Below are 17,556 nucleotides of genomic sequence, written 5' to 3'. Positions count from 1 at the left end.
TCACTGCGTGTCCCGACCGTCGTCGACCTGCTCGAACCGCTGCCAGGCCTGTGCGAGCAACCCACGGGTGTCCCGCAGCAGCTGCGGCATGACCTTCGTGCCGCCGATCACCGTGATGAAGTTCGCGTCACCGACCCAGCGCGGCACGATGTGCTGATGCAGGTGTTCGGCCAGCGAACCACCCGCGGCATACCCGAGGTTCAGCCCGACGTTGAACGCGTTGGGATTCGACACCGATTTGATCGTGCTGATCATCCGTTGGGTGAACGCCATCAGCTCCGCGGATTCGCCCGGTGTCAGCGCCTCGAGGTCGGCGACCTGCCGATACGGCACGATCATGGTGTGTCCGGGGTTGTACGGGTACAGGTTCAGGACCGCGTACACATGTTCGCCGCGCGCCACGATCAGCCCGTCCTCGTCCGACATCGTCGGGATGTCGAGAAACGGATGTCCGGTCGAGTTCGCCGACGGCGGATCGGCGGTGATGTAGGTCATCCGATGCGGGCTCCACAGCCGCTGCAATCGGTCCGGATCGCCGGTGCCGCAGTCGCAGATCTCGGTGTCGGGGCGCCGGTCGGCGTATTCGTCACCCATCGCTACCCCCGCCCGTCCCATCGGTCCCGATGAGTGCGCCGGTCGGTGATTCGTTTCGGCGGGCGCCGACCCACTGCGCAATCGTCTCGACCGCCTGCGCCGTCGGCACACCGTTGACCTGGGTGCCGTCCCGGAAGCGGAAACTCACCGCGCCGGCGGCCACGTCACGCTCGCCCGCGAGCAGCATGAACGGCACCTTTCCGGTGGTGTGGGTGCGGATCTTCTTCTGCATGCGATCGTCAGAGTAGTCGACCTCGGCACGGATGCCGCGCTTGCGGAGATCGTCGACGACGCCCTGCAGATGGTCGGCGAATGCCTCGGCGACCGGGATGCCGACCACCTGCACCGGCGACAACCAGGCCGGGAAGGCCCCGGCGTAGTGCTCGGTGAGCACGCCGAAGAACCGCTCGATCGATCCGAACAGGGCGCGGTGGATCATCACCGGCTGATGCTTGGCGCCGTCGGCACCGGTGTACTCGAGGTCGAACCGCGCGGGCTGGTTGAAGTCGAGCTGGATCGTCGACATCTGCCAGTTACGCCCGAGCGCGTCCTTGACCTGCACGGAGATCTTCGGGCCGTAGAAGGCCGCACCCCCGGGATCGGGCACCAGATCCAGACCCGATTCGTGCGCCACCTCGGCGAGCGTGTTCGTCGCGATCTCCCACGACTCGTCGTCGCCGACGTACTTCTTCGGGTCTTTGGTCGACAGTTCGAGGTAGTAGTCGTCCAGGCCGTAGTCGGCCAGCAGATCCAGCACGAAGGTCAGCAGCGAGCGCAGTTCGTCACGCATCTGCTCGCGGGTGCAGTAGATGTGCGCGTCGTCCTGCGTCATCCCCCGGACCCGGGTCAGACCGTGCACGACGCCGGACTTCTCGTAGCGGTAGACCGACCCGAACTCGAAGAGCCGCAACGGCAATTCGCGGTAGGAACGGCCCCGCGACCGGAAGATCAGGTTGTGCATCGGGCAGTTCATCGGCTTCAGGTAGTAGTCCTGGGCCGGCTTGCGGACAGTGCCGTCGTCGTTGAACTCCGCGTCGAGCTGCATCGGCGGGAACATGCCCTCGGCGTACCACTCGAGGTGGCCGGACACCTCGTACAGATGCGACTTGGTGATGTGCGGGGTGTTGACGAACTCGTAGCCCTCGTCGGTGTGGCGCTTTCGGGAGTAGTCCTCGAGTTCCTTGCGGATGATGCCGCCCTTGGGATGGAACACCGGCAGGCCGGAGCCGAGTTCGTCGGGGAAGCTGAACAGGTCGAGTTCGGCACCGAGCTTGCGGTGATCGCGCTTCTCGGCCTCGGCGAGCAACTCCAGGTACGTGTCCTGGGCCTCGGTGGACTCCCAGGCGGTGCCATAGACGCGCTGCAGGTCGGCATTGTCCTGATCGCCGCGCCAGTAGGCCGCCGAGCTTCGGGTCAGCTTGAATGCGGCGATGTACTTGGTGGTCGGCACATGCGGGCCGCGGCACAGGTCACACCAAATACGTTCGCCCGTACGAGGATTGAGATTGTCGTAGGCGGTGAGCTCGGTGCCGCCGACCTCCATCACCTCACTGTCGGCGGCAGCACCCTTGTCATCGATGAGTTCGAGTTTGTACGGCTCGGAGGCCAGCTCCACCCGGGCCTCGTCCTTGGACGCGTATACCCGCCGCGAGAATCTCTGCCCCGACTTGATGATCTGCTTCATCTTCTTCTCGAGGGCGGCGAGATCCTCGGGAGTGAACGGTTCGGCGACGTCGAAGTCGTAGTAGAAGCCGTCCTTGATGGGCGGACCGATCCCGAGTTTGGTGTCGGGGAACAGCTCCTGCACGGCCTGCGCGAGGACGTGTGCTGTCGAGTGCCGGATCACACCACGGCCGGCCTCGGTGTCGGCGGCGACAGGTTCCACCTCGGTGTCGAGCTCGGGCGTCCAGGACAGATCACGCAGCTCGCCGGCGGCGTCACGGACGACGACGACGGCTTGTGGTCCCTTGTTGGGTAGGTCGTGCTCACGCAATGCGGTGCCCGCGGTGGTCCCAGCAGGCACACGGATCGTGGCTGGATGGCTCACCTTGAGATCGTCGGGCACGGCGGATGCTCCTCACACGCATGGCGGCACCATGGCCGGTGCCGCCGGGATTTCGATTTCCGGTTTTCGATTTCGTCGTCGATCGTATCCGCGCCGGGTACGCGGCGGTGTCACAGGCTGGGACTGTCGCCCGCGTTCCCCGCAGTCGACTGCCCCGGCAGCTGCGCGCCGACGGGTGTGGTCTCTCCTGGCCCGCTCGATGCCGACGTGACCTCGGGATCTCCGGCGGCGTCAGATTGCCCGTCGGTGACGTCGGCGACCGATCGCCTTGGGCGGCCGGCGACGAGCGTGATGATGATCGTCACCAGCAGCACCGCGAGATACGCGCACGAATAGAAGACGACCGCGGCGGCGTCATACCAATGGGTGTCGGCCCAGCGCGGCATCATGAACACGCCGATCGCGATCGCATGATCCGAGGTCTGATACCGACCGCTGGTCCACCAGTTGTAGCTCCAACTGAAAGTCGCGACCACCAGCGCCGCCGGAACGAGCCACCACCACACGCGACGCCTATCGGTGAGCGCACCCCGATAGGCGACGTCGATAGCCACGACCAGCAGCGGGACGAACCACACCCAATGGTGGCCCCATGAGAACGGCGATGCCGCGGCGCCCGTCATCCCGGTGATGGTGACCGACAGCAGGCGCCATCCGCGGCGGTAGGCGACGACCGCCGCCCACAATCCGAGCACCACGACGACCACCGCCACCGGAACCCACATCCAACCCGGCGCCTGGAAGACGGTGCCGCCATCGGGATACGGGTGGCGATATCTCGTCGCCCCGAAATAGGCCAAGAGCTGGGAGATGAGGCCGTTGACCGATTGGTTGGCCGGTGAGTCGACCCGTCCGACACGATCGGCGGAACCGAGGTAGGTGGTCCAGTAGTCACGGGAGTCACCGGGGATCACGAGGAAACCGATGGCGACGGTGACCGCGAACCCCACCACCGCGAGTACCGCGGCCCGCCACCGGCGGATCACCAGCAGGTAGACGACGAAGAATCCGGGGGTGAGTTTGATACCCGCCGCCACGCCCACCCAGAGGCCGCGCAGTCGTGAACGAGGCCGTCGCAGATCGAGAAATACCAGGTCGGCCAGGATCAGCAACATGAGGAAGATGTTGACCTGACCGAGCCAGATCGTGGTCCGGACCGGTTCGAGCGCGGTGGATGCGACCGCAACCAATACCGACAACACCCACAACCGGGCATCCACCCGGTATCCGAGGCTGCGGAATCCCAGGAGCACGGTGGCCACCAAGGCCAGACCGATCGCCCCCCACCACAGGATTTTCGCGGTGGCGAGACTCGCAAGGGCCAGTGGGGCGAAGATCACCGCGGCGAACGGCGGATAGGTGAAGTCGAGGTCGGCGAGCATCGCGTGGTTGTAGAGCGGATCACCCCTGAGGACCGTTCGGCCACCGGCCAGATAGACGCGCAGATCAACCGTGTTGTGGAACAGCCCGTAGAAGGGGTTGCCTGCCGGGATGACGGTCAGCTGCCACACGAATACCGCGATCGCCGCAATTGCGGCAATTCCGATCAGCCCCCAGCCGGCAGAGCGTGGTTCCCGCTCGGCGGTCGCGCTGCGCAGCATGGATACACGGTACGACGATGCGGCCGTAGGTCGAGGACCTGTGTACGGACACGCCGAACCGCTGCCCGATCAGTCGAGGTCAGTCGAAGCGCCGCAACCCTCCGGCGGTTACATGATCCGCCCAACCGGGTTCCCCGGTGGTCGCGAATCGAACCCACGCGCCGTGCATGGCGTCGGCGATGCGCTGATCGGGTTCCGGGCCGGTCAGCGGGTGCGCGCCGTCGAGGTGGTCGAAGACGAACGGGATCTCGACGGCGTGGCCGGCCCGGATATCCGCGCGCGGGCTCTCGTAGCCGAATTCATAGAGATATGTCGGCGACGTGGGACGGACCTGCGCCAGAGTGGTCGTCGGCCCGGAAAAACCGGCGCCGGTCAGTACCGCGCACAGCGCGTCTCCTGGCGTCATCCCGGCATCGAGCCGACTGCGGAGGGAGTCGATTCCGCCGGCGGTGGCGGCGAGCATCGCCGTCGCCGTCTGCTCGGTCACCGCCGCCGCCCCGCCCGTGGCCGTCAGGAAGAGGCGGAACTCGTCGGCGTTCCAGCCCGCCAGCAACGGGACCGACGATCCGTTCCCGGCGGCGATCGCGTCGACCGGCCGAGCGGTCAGCACTTCGCCATCGATCACCGGGAATTGCGACATGATGCCCAGACCCACCTCGACCACCGACTCCCCCCACACCTGTGGGTCGGGGGCCAGCATGATCTCCAACGCCACCTGTGACTGAGCCGCCAGCAACGCTTCTCCGGTCACCTCACCCAACACCGCGGCCGTGGCATCCACCCCGAGGAGCTGCGCCAGCCGGTCGGTGACCCTGCGCGCATCGGCTGGGTCGGCTGCTGCAGAACCGTTACCGCTCTGCATGATCGCGCGTCGGAAGAGGCCGGCAGCACGCGGCGAGGACAGCAACGACGCAACACTCATCGCGCCGGCCGACTCACCGAAGATTGTGATGTTGTCGGGGTCGCCGCCAAAAGCCGCGACGTTATCGCGTACCCACTCCAGTGCAGCGAGCTGGTCGAGCAGACCGCGATTCTCCGGAGCACCGCGGACCGACGCGAACCCCGCAGTGCCGAGCCGATAGTTGACACCGACGCAGACCACGCCGTCACGCGCAAAGGTGTCACCGGCGTACATGGCGAGCCGGTTGGACCCGCGGGTGAAGGCACCCCCATGAATCCACACCATCACCGGTAGCCCACCGGCACCCGGATCCGGAGTCCAGACGTTGAGGTTCAGATAGTCCGCACCGGCGACGATGACGTTGTCGAGCAGTTCCCCGATCGGCCCGGGATAGGGCACCTGTGGGGCCGTGGGCCCGTACTCGATGGCCTGCCGGACACCATCCCACGATCCCGGGGGCGCCGGGGCCGCGAACGCGGCGGGCCCGACCGGAGGTGCGGCATAAGGGATTCCGAGAAAGGCGGCGATGCCGTCGGTCATACGGCCGGAGATCTGGCCATCGGAGATCGAGACGACGGGGGCATCGACATCAGCGCGGGTCATGTTCGCCGACGGTACGCCCCGTGCGAGGTCGAGCAGAGGGGTCTGGTCAACACCGACACTCCGCACTAATCTCCAGAAATGGACATCGAGGACTTGTTCTCCACGGTCGCCGTGGTGTTGGAGGTCATCGGCGCGGTCGCGATGATCGCCGGATTCACCGTGGCGGTGATACTCAGTGTGCGCGCGCTCGCACGCAAGGACGGGGGCGCCGAGGCGTTCACGATCCTGCGCAACACTCTCGGCTCGGCGATCCTGCTCGGCCTCGAGGTCCTCGTTGCCGCGGACCTCATCCGAACGATCACCTCCAAACCGTCGATCACCGACGCCGTCATCCTGGGGATCGTCGTGCTGATCCGGACCGTTCTGTCGATGTCCATACAGATCGAGATCGAAGGCGTATTGCCCTGGCGCCGAGCACTTCTCACCAGCGGAGCGCAACAACTGGGACGCGCTGTCGCCAAGGATGCGCAGGCCGCGCGGTTGGCCGACGACCGATCCTGAACTCGGCGACGAGAATCGGTCGGCGCCGCGATGCGCACTGTGCCAGGCTTGAGGGGTGACCCCACCAGAGGAGAACCGATCCCACCATGCCGCGTCGGCTCGGTTCCAAGGCGTACGGAAAGGCACTTCTCACGGACTCGGCGCCTACCTCATCGAGACGCCGCACTCGAAGGCGGCGATCTCCGCCTTCGGTGGCCAGTTGCTTTCTTTTGTACCGACGGGCTCGGTGCACGACATGCTGTGGGTATCACCGCTCCTCGCTGCGCCACCGACACCGATCCGTGGTGGAATTCCGGTCTGCTGGCCGTATTTCGCTCGCGAAGGTCAACCCGAGGATGCGCCGTCCCACGGGTACGCTCGCACTGCTCGGTGGGCGCTGACCACTACCCGCACGGCATCCTCGGGTGCGGTGGAGTTGGAACTCGAACCCGAAGGCCTCGACCATCTCGACGTCCGGCTCCAGATGACCGTTCGAGTCGGGACGCACCTCGAACAAGGTCTGCACACGCATAATCCTGGTGTGGCGCCGGTTCGGCTGACGGAGGCGCTGCACAACTACTTTCGCGTGTCCGATGCCACCGTGGTGCGCGTCGAGGGGCTGGCCGGCCTGACCTACGTGGACAAATTCGACCAACTGAGAACCTTTACCCAACACGGTGATTGGACACTGCCTGCCGACCGGCCCCGAAGCGACCGGGTCTACCCGGACGCCGGCGGCACGTACCGTCTGGTCGATCCAGGATTTGGACGGGCCATCGAGATTCGCGGACACGCCGCCCGTACCGCAGTGGTGTGGAATCCCGGTGTAGACGTCGCGAACGGCATGGCCGATATCGGGCCACATTGGCGTGAATTCGCCTGCGTGGAAACGGCCAACGTCGGGGACGATGCGGTCCACGTCGCCGCGGGCACCACCCATTCGATGTGGCAGACCATCTCGGTATCGCCGCTCGACACGTGAGATCTCGACTGCTACCGGGGGTGGGTGACGATGGTCTGCCCGGTGTCGCGGTGACGCCAGGTGACGGTGCGGTCGGTGTGCAGCGTCGGCCGCCAGATACCCAAATGTTTGCGTTGATGATCCGGACGGCACAACGGGATCAGATCCGCGGGCAGCGTCCAACCCCCGGCCCGCGGATCGGCATGATCGAACGCCACCACATGGTCGAGTTCACACGCCTCCGCAGGCATGCCGCAGTACGGGAACCGACACCACACATCGGTACCCAACACTTCCGCCCGCACCCGCGCCGACGGCCGATACCGCAACGCACCCGGCGGTGCCGTGGCATGCCCACCATGCCCACTCGAATCCCACGGCGGCGCCAGGGACCGATCAGCAATCGACTCCACCAACCGCGCCGCAATCTGCCGCGCCGCCTCCGACACCTCGACACGGGTCGCCAACGGCGCCAACTCCCCCGCCAACACCGGATCGATCACCCCATACCCACGCAACCGCGGCACCACCACCCCCGCCGAATCCGCCACCAGCGTGAACGCCGGAGCATCCGGGGTGATTACCGGCGACGGAAGCACGATCGGCGCCGCAGCATCCCACTCAGATAGGGCGTCGCCGTCGGCAGGCGGGGCATCGGCATCGGTCGGCGCGGGCAGCTGCGAATCCCATTCGGCGGCCTCAGCCGCATCCGCCGGGGTCTCCGCTGCGGTCTCGTCGGTCATGACCGCGTCGGCCGGCGCGGCGTCGGGGTCTTTCGCCGCCCGCGCGCACCCGTCCCGACCACACGTACACGACAGACGGGCACCCGGAACCCCCGTCAACTCGGCCAGGGCCGCCACCCGCTGTTGCCCGATCGTGCGCCGATCATTCCGGCACACCCGCAACCCGATCAACGCCGCGATCCGATCCCGCAGAAACACCCCGACATGGGCGGGTACACACGCCTCGATATTCACATGCCCAACAGCATCATTGGTGATCGACACCTGCGCGAACGCCTCATCAAACGCATCACGCTCCTGCGCCGAGGCCTGCGGGTCCAACGAGATCAACACTTCCTCGAGCTGATCACGCAACACCGGATCCGTCGACGCCCGCAACCCCAACTCGAGCGCCACATCCTCAAACGACACCCCAGAATCCGTGCCGTCGGTGTCGGTGTCAGCGTCGTCGTCAGCAGTTTTCGGGGCGCGTGAGGCCGCCCGCGCCATGATGTCGACCCGATTGGTGCTCAACTCGCCATCAAGATAGGCCGCCCGGATCGTCGGCACAGCTTCCAGCAACTCCGCCAACGACATCCACCGACCGGCCTTCGACCGCGAAATCCCCAACTGCAGCGACACCTCCGCCACCGCCGCCTTATCGGCCTTGTGCCGCATCATCATCTGAAACACCGGCGGCGCCGACACCAACACATCCCGATAGGTACGCTCCCCCAACTCACCCGCCGCCAACACCACCCGCGCCTCGGCCTGACGACTGAGCCGCAACAAATCCCGGCCCGACTCCCCCAGATCCGTCGCCGACATCGACCCCACCACACGCACATCAGCCTCAGCATCGACAAACGAGAACATCGACACCTCCCCCTCCGCGTGCCCGGTGACCGGCCCGGCAGATGCCGAACCCATTACCAACACCCTAGAACCCGCCACCGACAAAACCGGCGTCCCCGACAAGACGGTCACCCGGTTCGGCGCACCGACACCCCCGGCCGGCGAAGTCTCACATCTCGCCGCCATGTCCGCCATCTCAGAAGCCGCTTTCGAGACACCAGCCATTGACCAATCCGCCACGAATCTTCGTATTAATCGGTCCCCTTCATCGCCTACACGGCAAGACGGCGAGGTCGAAGTCTCATAACACCCGAGCGTGTCGCCAGCACTGTTTTGCGACTTTTCGGATACCCTCATACGCATGCCTTCCATCGATCCGGGCGTGCAGACCGGGATGCTCCTCGGCTATGCACGCGAGAGCACGGGTGCACCGCCGCTCGAGTCGCAGATCGACGATCTCGTCGCGAACGGGGTCACAGCCGCCCGCGTCTACAGCGACCGAACATCCGCCGACTCCCCTACCGGACCACGCGCCGGGCTCGCCGCGTTGCTGGACTATGCCCGCTCCGGCGACACCGTCGTGGTGATCGGTATCGATCGCCTCGGCCGTTCGGCGCGCGAAGTGCTTGCGACACTGCGTCATCTGAGTGACCGCACCATCGGGGTCCACGCGTTGCGCGAGCGACTGAGCACCAGAGACGATGCGGGCGCGACCCTCGTCGGCGTACTCACGTCCCTTGCTGTCGTGAACGACGAGGCGGCGCAGGGGCAGCCGCGGAAGCAGTCGCACCCATCCCGGCATGGAAGAGGGACACTCGGACGTCCACGCGCGCTCACCAACGAGCAAATCGAACTCGCCCAACGACTCCGGGACCGCGGAGATCCCGTGCCGACGATCGCGGCGACCCTCGGGGTCAGCCGCGCCACGCTCTACCGAACACTTGCCGAGAAGAGGACCGCACAGTGACCACCAATGAATCCCGCGTGCTGACATTTCCGGGGGCCACCACGCCGGAATCATCGATCGACGACCCCACCCTCGATGCAGTGGAGTTCCAGCGGGGATACGACGAGGCGTCGGCCTATCTCGCGTCGATGCCACTGGCCTGGGCTGCCAACCATGCGTCGGCCGCGTTGGCCGCCGGCGACATCCCCGATATCCGACAGAGTTACGAACGTGGTTATCGCGCAGCTCTTTACGGATTCGTGCGGCATCCGAAGCGCTGATTCGCCGCATCAGCAGATGAACGTGTCAGCTGTTGCGGTCTCACCGGTCACAAGGGCCGGTCACGGGATCAGCGTGTACCGCAGGATCACACGGGACCGGTAGATGCCGTCGAAGATCGTGTTCTGAATCCGGGTGAGTGTGGTGTCGTCCCGAATGAGTTCCTCTACGATGTCGACGTCACTATCGCAGCGACGCAGCGTCGGCGGCTCACCCAGTTCCTCGTAGTCCATCACATAGTCACGGCCATCTTTGGTCGCGATGAAGCCGTTGAAGGTGTAGCCCAGCCCTTCGAGTGCTCCCTCCGCCGACCAGAAGGCGATCGTGCTGTCGGTGTCGTCGGCGAGTTCGTAGAACGATCCATCGGGGCGGACCGTCAACTCGTCGGCGAACGGCGCGTCGACCGGATCTTTCGAGACACGCACCACGCCCTCGGGATCGGGCTGTCCGTCGAGCCATCGGTCGTTGGCGTCCTCGGCAAGCTCATCGGTCCAGTCGAGTTCGACGTATTCGCTGCTCTGCAAACGCCATCGTACGACGAGATCCTGGGTCATTTCCCCGGCGCCACGCGAAGGCGGATAGACGCCCTGGGCTTCCAGACATTCGACGCCGACACGTACCGGTTCGACGTCGCCACCTGCGCCCTCCGGCCAGATCCGGAGGTCGCCGGCCACACCGGGACCGTCATCGAGGATCACGTACCGGTTCTCGCTCCACGGTGTGACGCTCGGCGCAACTGCGATCTCGGTTCCGTCGGCGGCCACCGCAGGCGCGCGCAACCGAGCCAACACACCGGGGTGCACCGAATGCTCCACTGTCAGCGGCTCCCACTGGGAAACAGGTTGTGCCACAACCTCTCCGAACAAATCTGCCAGGTAGGCATCTTGCTCGTCAGCCAACGGCACGTACCATCGCCAGGCGGCAGGTCCGGTGATGACCGCCCGGCGGACCGCCCCGGTGCCCTTGTCCGCGCACACGATGATGGCTGCCGGGAAGTTCTCCTGATCGATGCCTGCGCGCGCCTCGTCGACGACATCCTCGACCACTTGCGGTGTCTCGACACCGGGACGGGTCCATTCACCGCCGACGCGGATGTTCCCGCTCATGCTCCGGGCGCCCCGGGACAGACAGCTGACGATGTAGACGAACTTGTCCCAGCCTTCGTCGATGGTCGCGGGCGCATCGGCACCCTGGGTCCGACGGCGGCTCCGGCGAACGACATTCGGCCACGGCGCGCACACGGCACCGGCCACGTCGTCCGGCAGTTCCTGCCATAGGGATTCGTTGACGAGCATGCGCTACAGACCTCGACCTTTCAACAGCAATTCGGTGGCATCGACGAATGGTCCGCTGAACCGGGAGGATCGGGAGGCCCCACAGTGTTGACCTGCCCCGGTTCAAGGAACACAATTCCGGTCGGCGAGTCTACATCGACCTACCCGTCGGCCCCTGCCGACGAGCCGTGAACCGGGATCATCCTTGCGTCGCAGCGCTTTACGAATTCTCACGGCACCCAAAGCGCTGCCCGGCCGACTGCGGCCGGATCAGTCGGCCTGGGCAGCGGCGGCCGTCGACTCGGAATCATGCCGTGCACGCGCGGCCCGGATGTCGTCACGATGGGCGTTCGCCCATGCGTTGAGGGCTTCGATCGGATCGAGCAGCGTCCGGCCGAGCTCGGTCAGTTCGTAGTCGACCCGGGGTGGCACGGTCGGGTAGACCGTGCGATTCACCAGCCCGTCGCGCTCGAGAGCGCGCACCGTGAGCGTGAGCATTCGCTGGCTGATGCCGTCTATCGCGCGATACAGCTCGTTGAACCGGTGGGTGCGCCGGCCGAGAAAGACGATCACCAGAACGCTCCATTTGTCTCCGACCCGATCGAGAATCTCTCGAGTCGGGCAGTCCTCGCTCGAACCGAGCGGGACAGACGTCTCGATGTGCCCTACTGACATGAAAGTGCCTTCTTGTGCATGACCCAATACTCACAGACGATCTGGTGACACACAACAAGTAACTACCAGACGCTCGAGAAGGCAGGCATGACCACACCGAAATCCGCCGAATCCCCGACCGGCGCCCCGACGCTACGGGTGCCCGTCTGGGTGATCATCGCGATCGCCTGCACAGCTCAATTCGTATTGGTGATGAACACCACAATCGTGAACGTCGCCCTGCCCGGGATACATGAGGAGTTCGGGCTGTCCGTCGACGGCCAGCAATGGGTCATCAACGGCTATCTCGTGACCTTCGGTGGCTTCCTGCTGCTCGCCTCACGAGCCGGGGACCTCTTTGGGCAGAAGAGGGTGTTCCTGACGGGACTGGTGATCTTCACACTCGCCGGCCTGGCGGGCGGTCTGGCCCAGAACAGCGAATGGTTGCTCGTCGCCCGCTTCGTACAAGGACTCGGGGCCGCCGCGATGACGCCGGCCACCATCAGCCTGATCATCACCAGCCCGATGGCCGCCCATCACCGAACTCGCGCGTTGGCCTTGTGGTCGGCAGCAGCCTCGATCGGCGGCGCGGCCGGGCTGGTGCTCGGAGGAGTACTCACCTCTGCACTGGGCTGGCGGTACGTGCTGCTCATCAACGTGCCCATCGGGATCGTCCTGTTCGTCGTGGCATCGATCAGCCTGCTGCCAGCCGCCGCGGTCAGCAATTGGCGTCGCCTGGACGTCCCCGGTGCGGTGACGGCCACGCTCGGGGTGGTCGCCCTGGTGTACGGCCTGTCGGCCGCGAGCAGTAAGGGGTGGGGATCGGCGAACGTGATCGCAGCCTTGCTCGCCGCCGTGGTCCTGCTGACGGCCTTCGTGGTCATCGAGACCCGCACCGCTGCCCCGCTGGTCCCGTTGAGTATCTTTCGCCATCGTCCACTGACCATCGCCAACATCCTCTTCGCCGGCCTCGGCGTGACCCTGACCGCAGTCGTCTACTTCCTCTCCCTGTATGAGGAGCAGGTTCTCGGCTACAGCGCCGTCCGCACCGGCCTGTCGCTGGTCCCGATGACCGTGATGACGGCGATCGGCGCGATCGCGAGTCAGAGACTGGTGGCGAGGTTCGGTCCGCGATTGTTGCTCATCGTCGGCAGCGTCGTCTCCGCCGGCGGCTTGGCATGGCTGTCGAGAATCCCGGTCCACTCCGACTATGCGATCTATGTACTGGGGCCGACGCTCGTCGCCGGGGCCGGGATGAGTCTGATGTTCGTGCCGATCGTCGCGGCCGCCACGATCGGGATCGACCACCAACACGCCGGTCTCGCATCAGGGTTGGTCAACATGTCCCGTCAGGTCGGCGGAGCGATCGGGCTCGCACTCCTGGTCACCGTCGCAGCCACCACGGCCACACACACCGGACTCAGCGCGGCGGACGGTATCGTCCACGGCTACCGCACCGTCTTTGTCATCATCGCCGCGGTCAGCCTCGTCTTGACCCTTGTCGCCGCACTGCTTCCGGCCACACCCAAGCCCGTTCCCGCCCAGGCGAACCCCGAGCAGACGAACCCCCAGCAGTCGGACCCCGAGCAGGCAGACCCCGACCGGGTCGCCAACTGACGCACCCGCGTCGACACCACGCTCCGAAGAAACCACCCTCCACACAAGTAAAAGGACATTCGACAATGACCAGATCGACACCAACGCAGACGTCGGCGGCAGCACCACAGGGCAAGCGGCTCCAGATCGATGTCTGGGGTGACCTCGCCTGCCCGTGGTGCTACATCGGCAAGAATCGGCTCGATCAGGCCATCGGATCTTCGCCGTACGCCGAGGCCATCACCGTCAAGGTCCGTTCCTTCGAACTCGACCCGGGCATGCCGGCGGAGTCGAAGCCGAACCTTGAGCTTCTCCGCGCGAAATACGGCTTGTCCCCCACCGAAGCCATGGGTATGGAGGAAAAGGTCGCTGCCATCGCCCACCACGAGGGGCTGCCCTACACCGGAGATCGGGTGCTGTCGAACAGCTTCGACGTTCACCGGGTCCTGCACCTCGCCGACACCTTTGGGCTTGCCGGGGAGTTGCTCGGCGATCTTCAACGAGCACTGTTCAGCGGTCGCGCCGACGTCTATGACCACATCGTGCTCGCCGACCACGCCGACCGCCTCGGCATCCCCCGAAGCCGGGTCGAAGCAGTCCTATCGGGTGACGAGTTTGCCGACACGGTTCGCGCGGACGAGACCGAAGCCCGTGAACTCGGCATCACCGGCGTGCCCTTCACGGTCTTCGACGGTCGCATCGCGGTCGCCGGCTCCACAGACTCCGACGGCTACGCCGAGGCGATCAACCGCGCGTGGAGCACCGAATAGACCTGTCACAAGGGTGAGGAGGAAGAACCGGACCGGTGAGCGGTGTGAATATCGGCAACAGAGTGGTCCCGGCTGGGATCGAACCAGCGACCTTCCCGGTGTGAACGGGACGCTCTTCCACTGAGCCACGGGACCGTGTGGCCGGCGCTCGGGGCGCCGGTGCACGAGGAGGAAGGTTACACGGCGAAGGTCGTGTTCGGCAAAATGCAGGTCGTCTCCTGCGTGCCGCTCCGAGCCCCCCCAGATCCGGGACATCTCGGCAGCTCCCTGTGTGTCAGGGTGAGTTGAGACCAGCCGATTTGGTATCTCCGTGACGTTCGGATAATGTTCTGTCCCGCGCCGCGAGCACCATGGTCCAAAAGATCGCTCGCGGGCATGCGGATGTGGCGCAGCTGGTAGCGCATCACCTTGCCAAGGTGAGGGTCGCGGGTTCGAATCCCGTCATCCGCTCGGCGCGAGTGAACTCGCATCTGGTGGTGTGGCCGAGTGGTGAGGCAACGGCCTGCAAAGCCGTGTACACGGGTTCGATTCCCGTCGCCACCTCCACCGCCAATTTCATATCCCGCGCGATTAGCTCAGTGGGAGAGCGCTTCCCTGACACGGAAGAGGTCACAAGTTCAATCCTTGTATCGCGCACCATGAAACCCGCCGCGTACCGGCGGGTTTTCGGCGCTCTCGGACTCCTGTCGGCCGCACCTGATTCGTGAGCAATTTCCGCCGCCGGTGCGTGGAACGCGCCTGCGCATTTGGCGTATGGGCGGCCCATCGAATATGGTTGCGCAGCACGTCCTGAGCGATCGGATCGGCTCAGGGAACATGCGGATGTGGCGCAGCTGGTAGCGCATCACCTTGCCAAGGTGAGGGTCGCGGGTTCGAATCCCGTCATCCGCTCGGCGCGAGTGAACTCGCATCTGGTGGTGTGGCCGAGTGGTTAGGCAACGGCCTGCAAAGCCGTGCACACGGGTTCGATTCCCGTCGCCACCTCCAATTCCATATCCTGCGCGATTAGCTCAGTGGGAGAGCGCTTCCCTGACACGGAAGAGGTCACAAGTTCAATCCTTGTATCGCGCACCACGAAACCCGCCGCTCGCCGGCGGGTTTCTTGCATCCGCGGCACCCATACGATCTGATGGCTCTCTGACACGGGGTGCCGGCATCCGGCCGGCTGAGATCACACCCGTCGAACCTGCACCAGTTCGGACTGGCGAAGGGATGGTCACCGTGCCTGCTGCACTGCCGATTTCCGATCACGTGGTACTCGTCACCGGCGGCGGCCGCGGTCTGGGCGCCGAGATCGTCCGCGCCGTGGCGGCCGAGGGCGCGCGCGTGGTCATCAACTATCGTCGCAGCGCCGACGCGGCGGCCGCACTGGCCACCGAGATCGGGCCACGCGCCGTGGCGATCGCCGCCGATGTCGCCGACCCAAACGCCGTCCGATCGATGATCGACACTGCTGCAACGTATTTCGATCGGCCGATCAGCGCGGTTGTCACCAATGCGCTGCCCGACTTTTCGTTCAACGGCGATGCGCGCTCGCATGCCGACGACCTCAGCTGGTCCGAACTCGACGCCCAGTTCCGCGGTGTCGTCGGCGGTGCGCTGAACACGGTACAGGCGGCGCTGCCCGGACTGCGCGCGAGCGGCGGCGGCCGCATCGTCACGATCGGGACCAACCTATTTCAGAATCCCGTCGTGCCGTATCACGACTACACCGCCGCCAAGGCCGCGCTGCTGGCCCTGACACGCACGCTGTCGCACGATCTCGGACCCGACGGAATCAACGTCAACATGGTCTCCGGCGGTCTGCTGCGGACCACCGACGCCAGCGCCGCGACCCCGTCGGCCGTCTTCGACGCGATCGCCGCCACCACCCCGCTACGGTCGGTGACCACGCCGCGTGAGTTCGCCGACGCGGTGCTGTTCTTCCTCTCCCCGTGGGCCCGCGCGGTGACCGGTCAGAACCTCGTCGTCGACGGCGGACTGGTCAAGAACTGACGTCCCCGTCGATGGCTCACCAACCCGGATACGACGCACTGGCGCAGCTCTACGCGACAACCTTTCCGACCGCATTCACCACACCGCTCGAGCGCCATTCGATCGAGGTCTTCACCGAAACTGTCCGTGCTCGCGCCGACGATCCCGTCGTCGTGGACGTGGGATGCGGAATCGGCCACGTCGCAGCACATCTGGCGGCCGGCGGCGTGCAGGTCATCGCCGTGGATCCGAGCAGCGGGATGGTAGGCATAGGACGCGCGACCCACCCGCACATCGATTTTCGTTACGGCGACGCCGGGCTCGACGAGGTGGAACTGTCCCGCGTCGATGCAATTCTCGCCCGGTTCAGCCTCATTCACCTATCCCCCGAACTGATGCCCGCGGTGCTCACGTCGTGGCGTCGCCGGTTGCCTGCGCACGCGATGGTCCTCGTTGCCGCGCAGAGCGCCGATGAACCCGGCGTCCACGAATTCGACCATGCCGTCGCGCGCGCGTGGCGGTGGCATCCCGACACCCTCGCCGAAAATCTCGCCGCCGCCGGCTTCGAGGAGCACTGGCGCACGCTGAGCCACCCGGACCCGCAGCACCGCTTCCCCGAGGTCCACATGCTCTCCGGGATCGGCGGCCGCACCGCCTGAGCGCCGATCATCCCGGGGCTATCGTGGCAGCCATGACGAGCATGTCCGCCCAGCCGGAACCCGCCGAGGTGATCGTCGACCTCGTGACGGATCCGGCAGATGCCGGTCTGGTGGCCGCGCTGGCCGCCTCGACGTTCCCGCTGGCCTGTCCGCCGCATTCACACCCGGATGACATCGCGGGGTTCATCCGCGCCCACCTGAGCCCCGAGAACTTCGCCGGATACATCGCCGCCGCCGACTCCGACGTGCTGCTAGCCCGCACCGCCGACGACACGCCCGTCGGGTATGCCCTCGTGCACCATCGCGAGCCGGCCGATCCCGATGTCGCCGCGCTGATCACGGATCGGCCGTCGTCGGAGGTGTCCAAGGTCTACGTACTGCCCGATCATCATGCGAAAGGCCGCACCGACTCGCCGTCGCGGCTGCTGATGGGCGCGGCAATCGCACGCGCCGACAACCGCAGCGCGGCGTCGGTGTGGCTCGGGGTGAATCAGGAAAACGTTCGGGCACAACGGTTCTACGCAAAGATGGGGTTCAGTCGAGCCGGAGTGAAGACGTTCGATCTCAACGGCACGATCGAACACGATTACGTCCTGGTCCGGCACCTGAGCCGGTGACGAGC

The 17,556-nt window shown here is 65.8% G+C and carries 16 protein-coding genes, 7 tRNA genes and 1 riboswitch; of the genes, 15 read left to right on the top strand and 8 right to left on the bottom strand.

Annotated features, from left to right (window positions below; translation table 11 throughout):
* From ACPXB3_RS01945 to ACPXB3_RS01930, 4 genes are all read right to left on the bottom strand, one after another.
* Complete coding sequence (locus ACPXB3_RS01945) at window positions 1-594, bottom strand: HIT family protein (RefSeq protein WP_425706733.1); 594 nt, start codon at window positions 592-594, stop codon at window positions 1-3.
* Window positions 587-2,659: a threonine--tRNA ligase gene (gene thrS / locus ACPXB3_RS01940; RefSeq protein ID WP_425726154.1), complete on the bottom strand. Its 2,073-nt coding sequence runs from the start codon at window positions 2,657-2,659 to the stop codon at window positions 587-589. Before thrS ends, ACPXB3_RS01945 begins: the two co-directional genes overlap by 8 nt.
* Window positions 2,660-2,769: 110 nt before the next feature.
* Window positions 2,770-4,260, bottom strand: a complete 1,491-nt coding sequence (locus ACPXB3_RS01935) for a glycosyltransferase 87 family protein (protein WP_425726152.1) — start codon at window positions 4,258-4,260, stop codon at window positions 2,770-2,772.
* A 79-nt stretch (window positions 4,261-4,339) separates the two neighbouring features.
* Window positions 4,340-5,764, bottom strand: a complete 1,425-nt coding sequence (locus ACPXB3_RS01930) for a carboxylesterase/lipase family protein (RefSeq protein ID WP_425726150.1) — start codon at window positions 5,762-5,764, stop codon at window positions 4,340-4,342.
* Between the two features lie 78 nt (window positions 5,765-5,842).
* On the opposite strand from ACPXB3_RS01930, the gene ACPXB3_RS01925 reads away from it, so the two are divergent.
* The gene (locus ACPXB3_RS01925; RefSeq protein WP_425706729.1) at window positions 5,843-6,265 is read left to right on the top strand and encodes a DUF1622 domain-containing protein; all 423 of its coding nucleotides are present in this window, start codon (window positions 5,843-5,845) and stop codon (window positions 6,263-6,265) included.
* Window positions 6,266-6,320: 55 nt separating this feature from the next.
* Window positions 6,321-7,226: a D-hexose-6-phosphate mutarotase gene (locus tag ACPXB3_RS01920; protein WP_425726148.1), complete on the top strand. Its 906-nt coding sequence runs from the start codon at window positions 6,321-6,323 to the stop codon at window positions 7,224-7,226.
* 11 nt (window positions 7,227-7,237) lie between these two features.
* Here ACPXB3_RS01920 and ACPXB3_RS01915 read toward each other — a convergent pair whose 3' ends face one another.
* A complete protein-coding gene (locus ACPXB3_RS01915) occupies window positions 7,238-8,857 on the bottom strand; it encodes an HNH endonuclease signature motif containing protein (RefSeq protein WP_425726146.1) in 1,620 nt (539 codons plus the stop codon).
* A 286-nt stretch (window positions 8,858-9,143) separates the two neighbouring features.
* Between ACPXB3_RS01915 and ACPXB3_RS01910 the strand changes: the two genes are divergently transcribed.
* Complete coding sequence (locus ACPXB3_RS01910; RefSeq protein WP_425703506.1) at window positions 9,144-9,749, top strand: recombinase family protein; 606 nt, start codon at window positions 9,144-9,146, stop codon at window positions 9,747-9,749.
* A complete protein-coding gene (locus ACPXB3_RS01905; protein WP_425703505.1) occupies window positions 9,746-10,009 on the top strand; it encodes a hypothetical protein in 264 nt (87 codons plus the stop codon). The genes ACPXB3_RS01910 and ACPXB3_RS01905 overlap by 4 nt, the downstream gene beginning before the upstream one ends.
* 60 nt (window positions 10,010-10,069) lie before the next feature.
* On the opposite strand, the gene ACPXB3_RS01900 is transcribed toward ACPXB3_RS01905, so the two are convergent.
* A complete protein-coding gene (locus ACPXB3_RS01900; protein ID WP_425726144.1) occupies window positions 10,070-11,302 on the bottom strand; it encodes a hypothetical protein in 1,233 nt (410 codons plus the stop codon).
* Between the two features lie 249 nt (window positions 11,303-11,551).
* Window positions 11,552-11,956, bottom strand: a complete 405-nt coding sequence (locus ACPXB3_RS01895) for a winged helix-turn-helix transcriptional regulator (RefSeq protein ID WP_425703502.1) — start codon at window positions 11,954-11,956, stop codon at window positions 11,552-11,554.
* An 87-nt stretch (window positions 11,957-12,043) separates the two neighbouring features.
* On the opposite strand from ACPXB3_RS01895, the gene ACPXB3_RS01890 reads away from it, so the two are divergent.
* Window positions 12,044-13,552: an MFS transporter gene (locus tag ACPXB3_RS01890; RefSeq protein ID WP_425726142.1), complete on the top strand. Its 1,509-nt coding sequence runs from the start codon at window positions 12,044-12,046 to the stop codon at window positions 13,550-13,552.
* A 65-nt stretch (window positions 13,553-13,617) separates the two neighbouring features.
* Entirely contained in the window at window positions 13,618-14,301 is a 684-nt protein-coding gene (locus tag ACPXB3_RS01885) for a DsbA family oxidoreductase (protein ID WP_425703498.1), read from the top strand.
* A 63-nt stretch (window positions 14,302-14,364) separates the two neighbouring features.
* Here ACPXB3_RS01885 and ACPXB3_RS01880 read toward each other — a convergent pair.
* Window positions 14,365-14,436, bottom strand: a tRNA-Val gene (locus ACPXB3_RS01880).
* 242 nt (window positions 14,437-14,678) lie between these two features.
* Here ACPXB3_RS01880 and ACPXB3_RS01875 point away from each other — a divergent pair.
* From ACPXB3_RS01875 to ACPXB3_RS01835, 9 genes are all read left to right on the top strand, one after another.
* Window positions 14,679-14,751, top strand: a tRNA-Gly gene (locus ACPXB3_RS01875).
* A 22-nt stretch (window positions 14,752-14,773) separates the two neighbouring features.
* A tRNA-Cys gene (locus ACPXB3_RS01870) sits at window positions 14,774-14,847 on the top strand.
* An 18-nt stretch (window positions 14,848-14,865) separates the two neighbouring features.
* Window positions 14,866-14,940, top strand: a tRNA-Val gene (locus ACPXB3_RS01865).
* A 179-nt stretch (window positions 14,941-15,119) separates the two neighbouring features.
* Window positions 15,120-15,192, top strand: a tRNA-Gly gene (locus ACPXB3_RS01860).
* 22 nt (window positions 15,193-15,214) lie between these two features.
* Window positions 15,215-15,288, top strand: a tRNA-Cys gene (locus ACPXB3_RS01855).
* A gap of 12 nt (window positions 15,289-15,300) precedes the next feature.
* Window positions 15,301-15,375: transfer RNA gene (locus tag ACPXB3_RS01850), tRNA-Val, on the top strand.
* A 59-nt stretch (window positions 15,376-15,434) separates the two neighbouring features.
* A riboswitch (TPP riboswitch) is annotated at window positions 15,435-15,532 on the top strand.
* On the top strand, window positions 15,523-16,296 hold the full coding sequence (locus tag ACPXB3_RS01845) for a 3-oxoacyl-ACP reductase (RefSeq protein WP_425726140.1): 774 nt from the start codon (window positions 15,523-15,525) through the stop codon (window positions 16,294-16,296). Its footprint overlaps the riboswitch before it by 10 nt.
* An 11-nt stretch (window positions 16,297-16,307) precedes the next feature.
* Window positions 16,308-16,934 carry a class I SAM-dependent methyltransferase gene (locus ACPXB3_RS01840; RefSeq protein WP_425726138.1) on the top strand — a complete coding sequence of 209 codons (627 nt, stop codon included), beginning with the start codon at window positions 16,308-16,310 and terminating at the stop codon, window positions 16,932-16,934.
* Between the two features lie 41 nt (window positions 16,935-16,975).
* The gene (locus ACPXB3_RS01835) at window positions 16,976-17,551 is read left to right on the top strand and encodes a GNAT family N-acetyltransferase (protein WP_425726408.1); all 576 of its coding nucleotides are present in this window, start codon (window positions 16,976-16,978) and stop codon (window positions 17,549-17,551) included.
* Window positions 17,552-17,556: the final 5 nt, after the last annotated feature.

This window comes from Gordonia sp. DT219 (genome assembly GCF_049847065.1).
GTDB lineage: Bacteria > Actinomycetota > Actinomycetes > Mycobacteriales > Mycobacteriaceae > Gordonia.
Note: the sequence above shows the minus strand (reverse complement) of the source record. Positions and strands in the feature narration are given on the sequence as shown.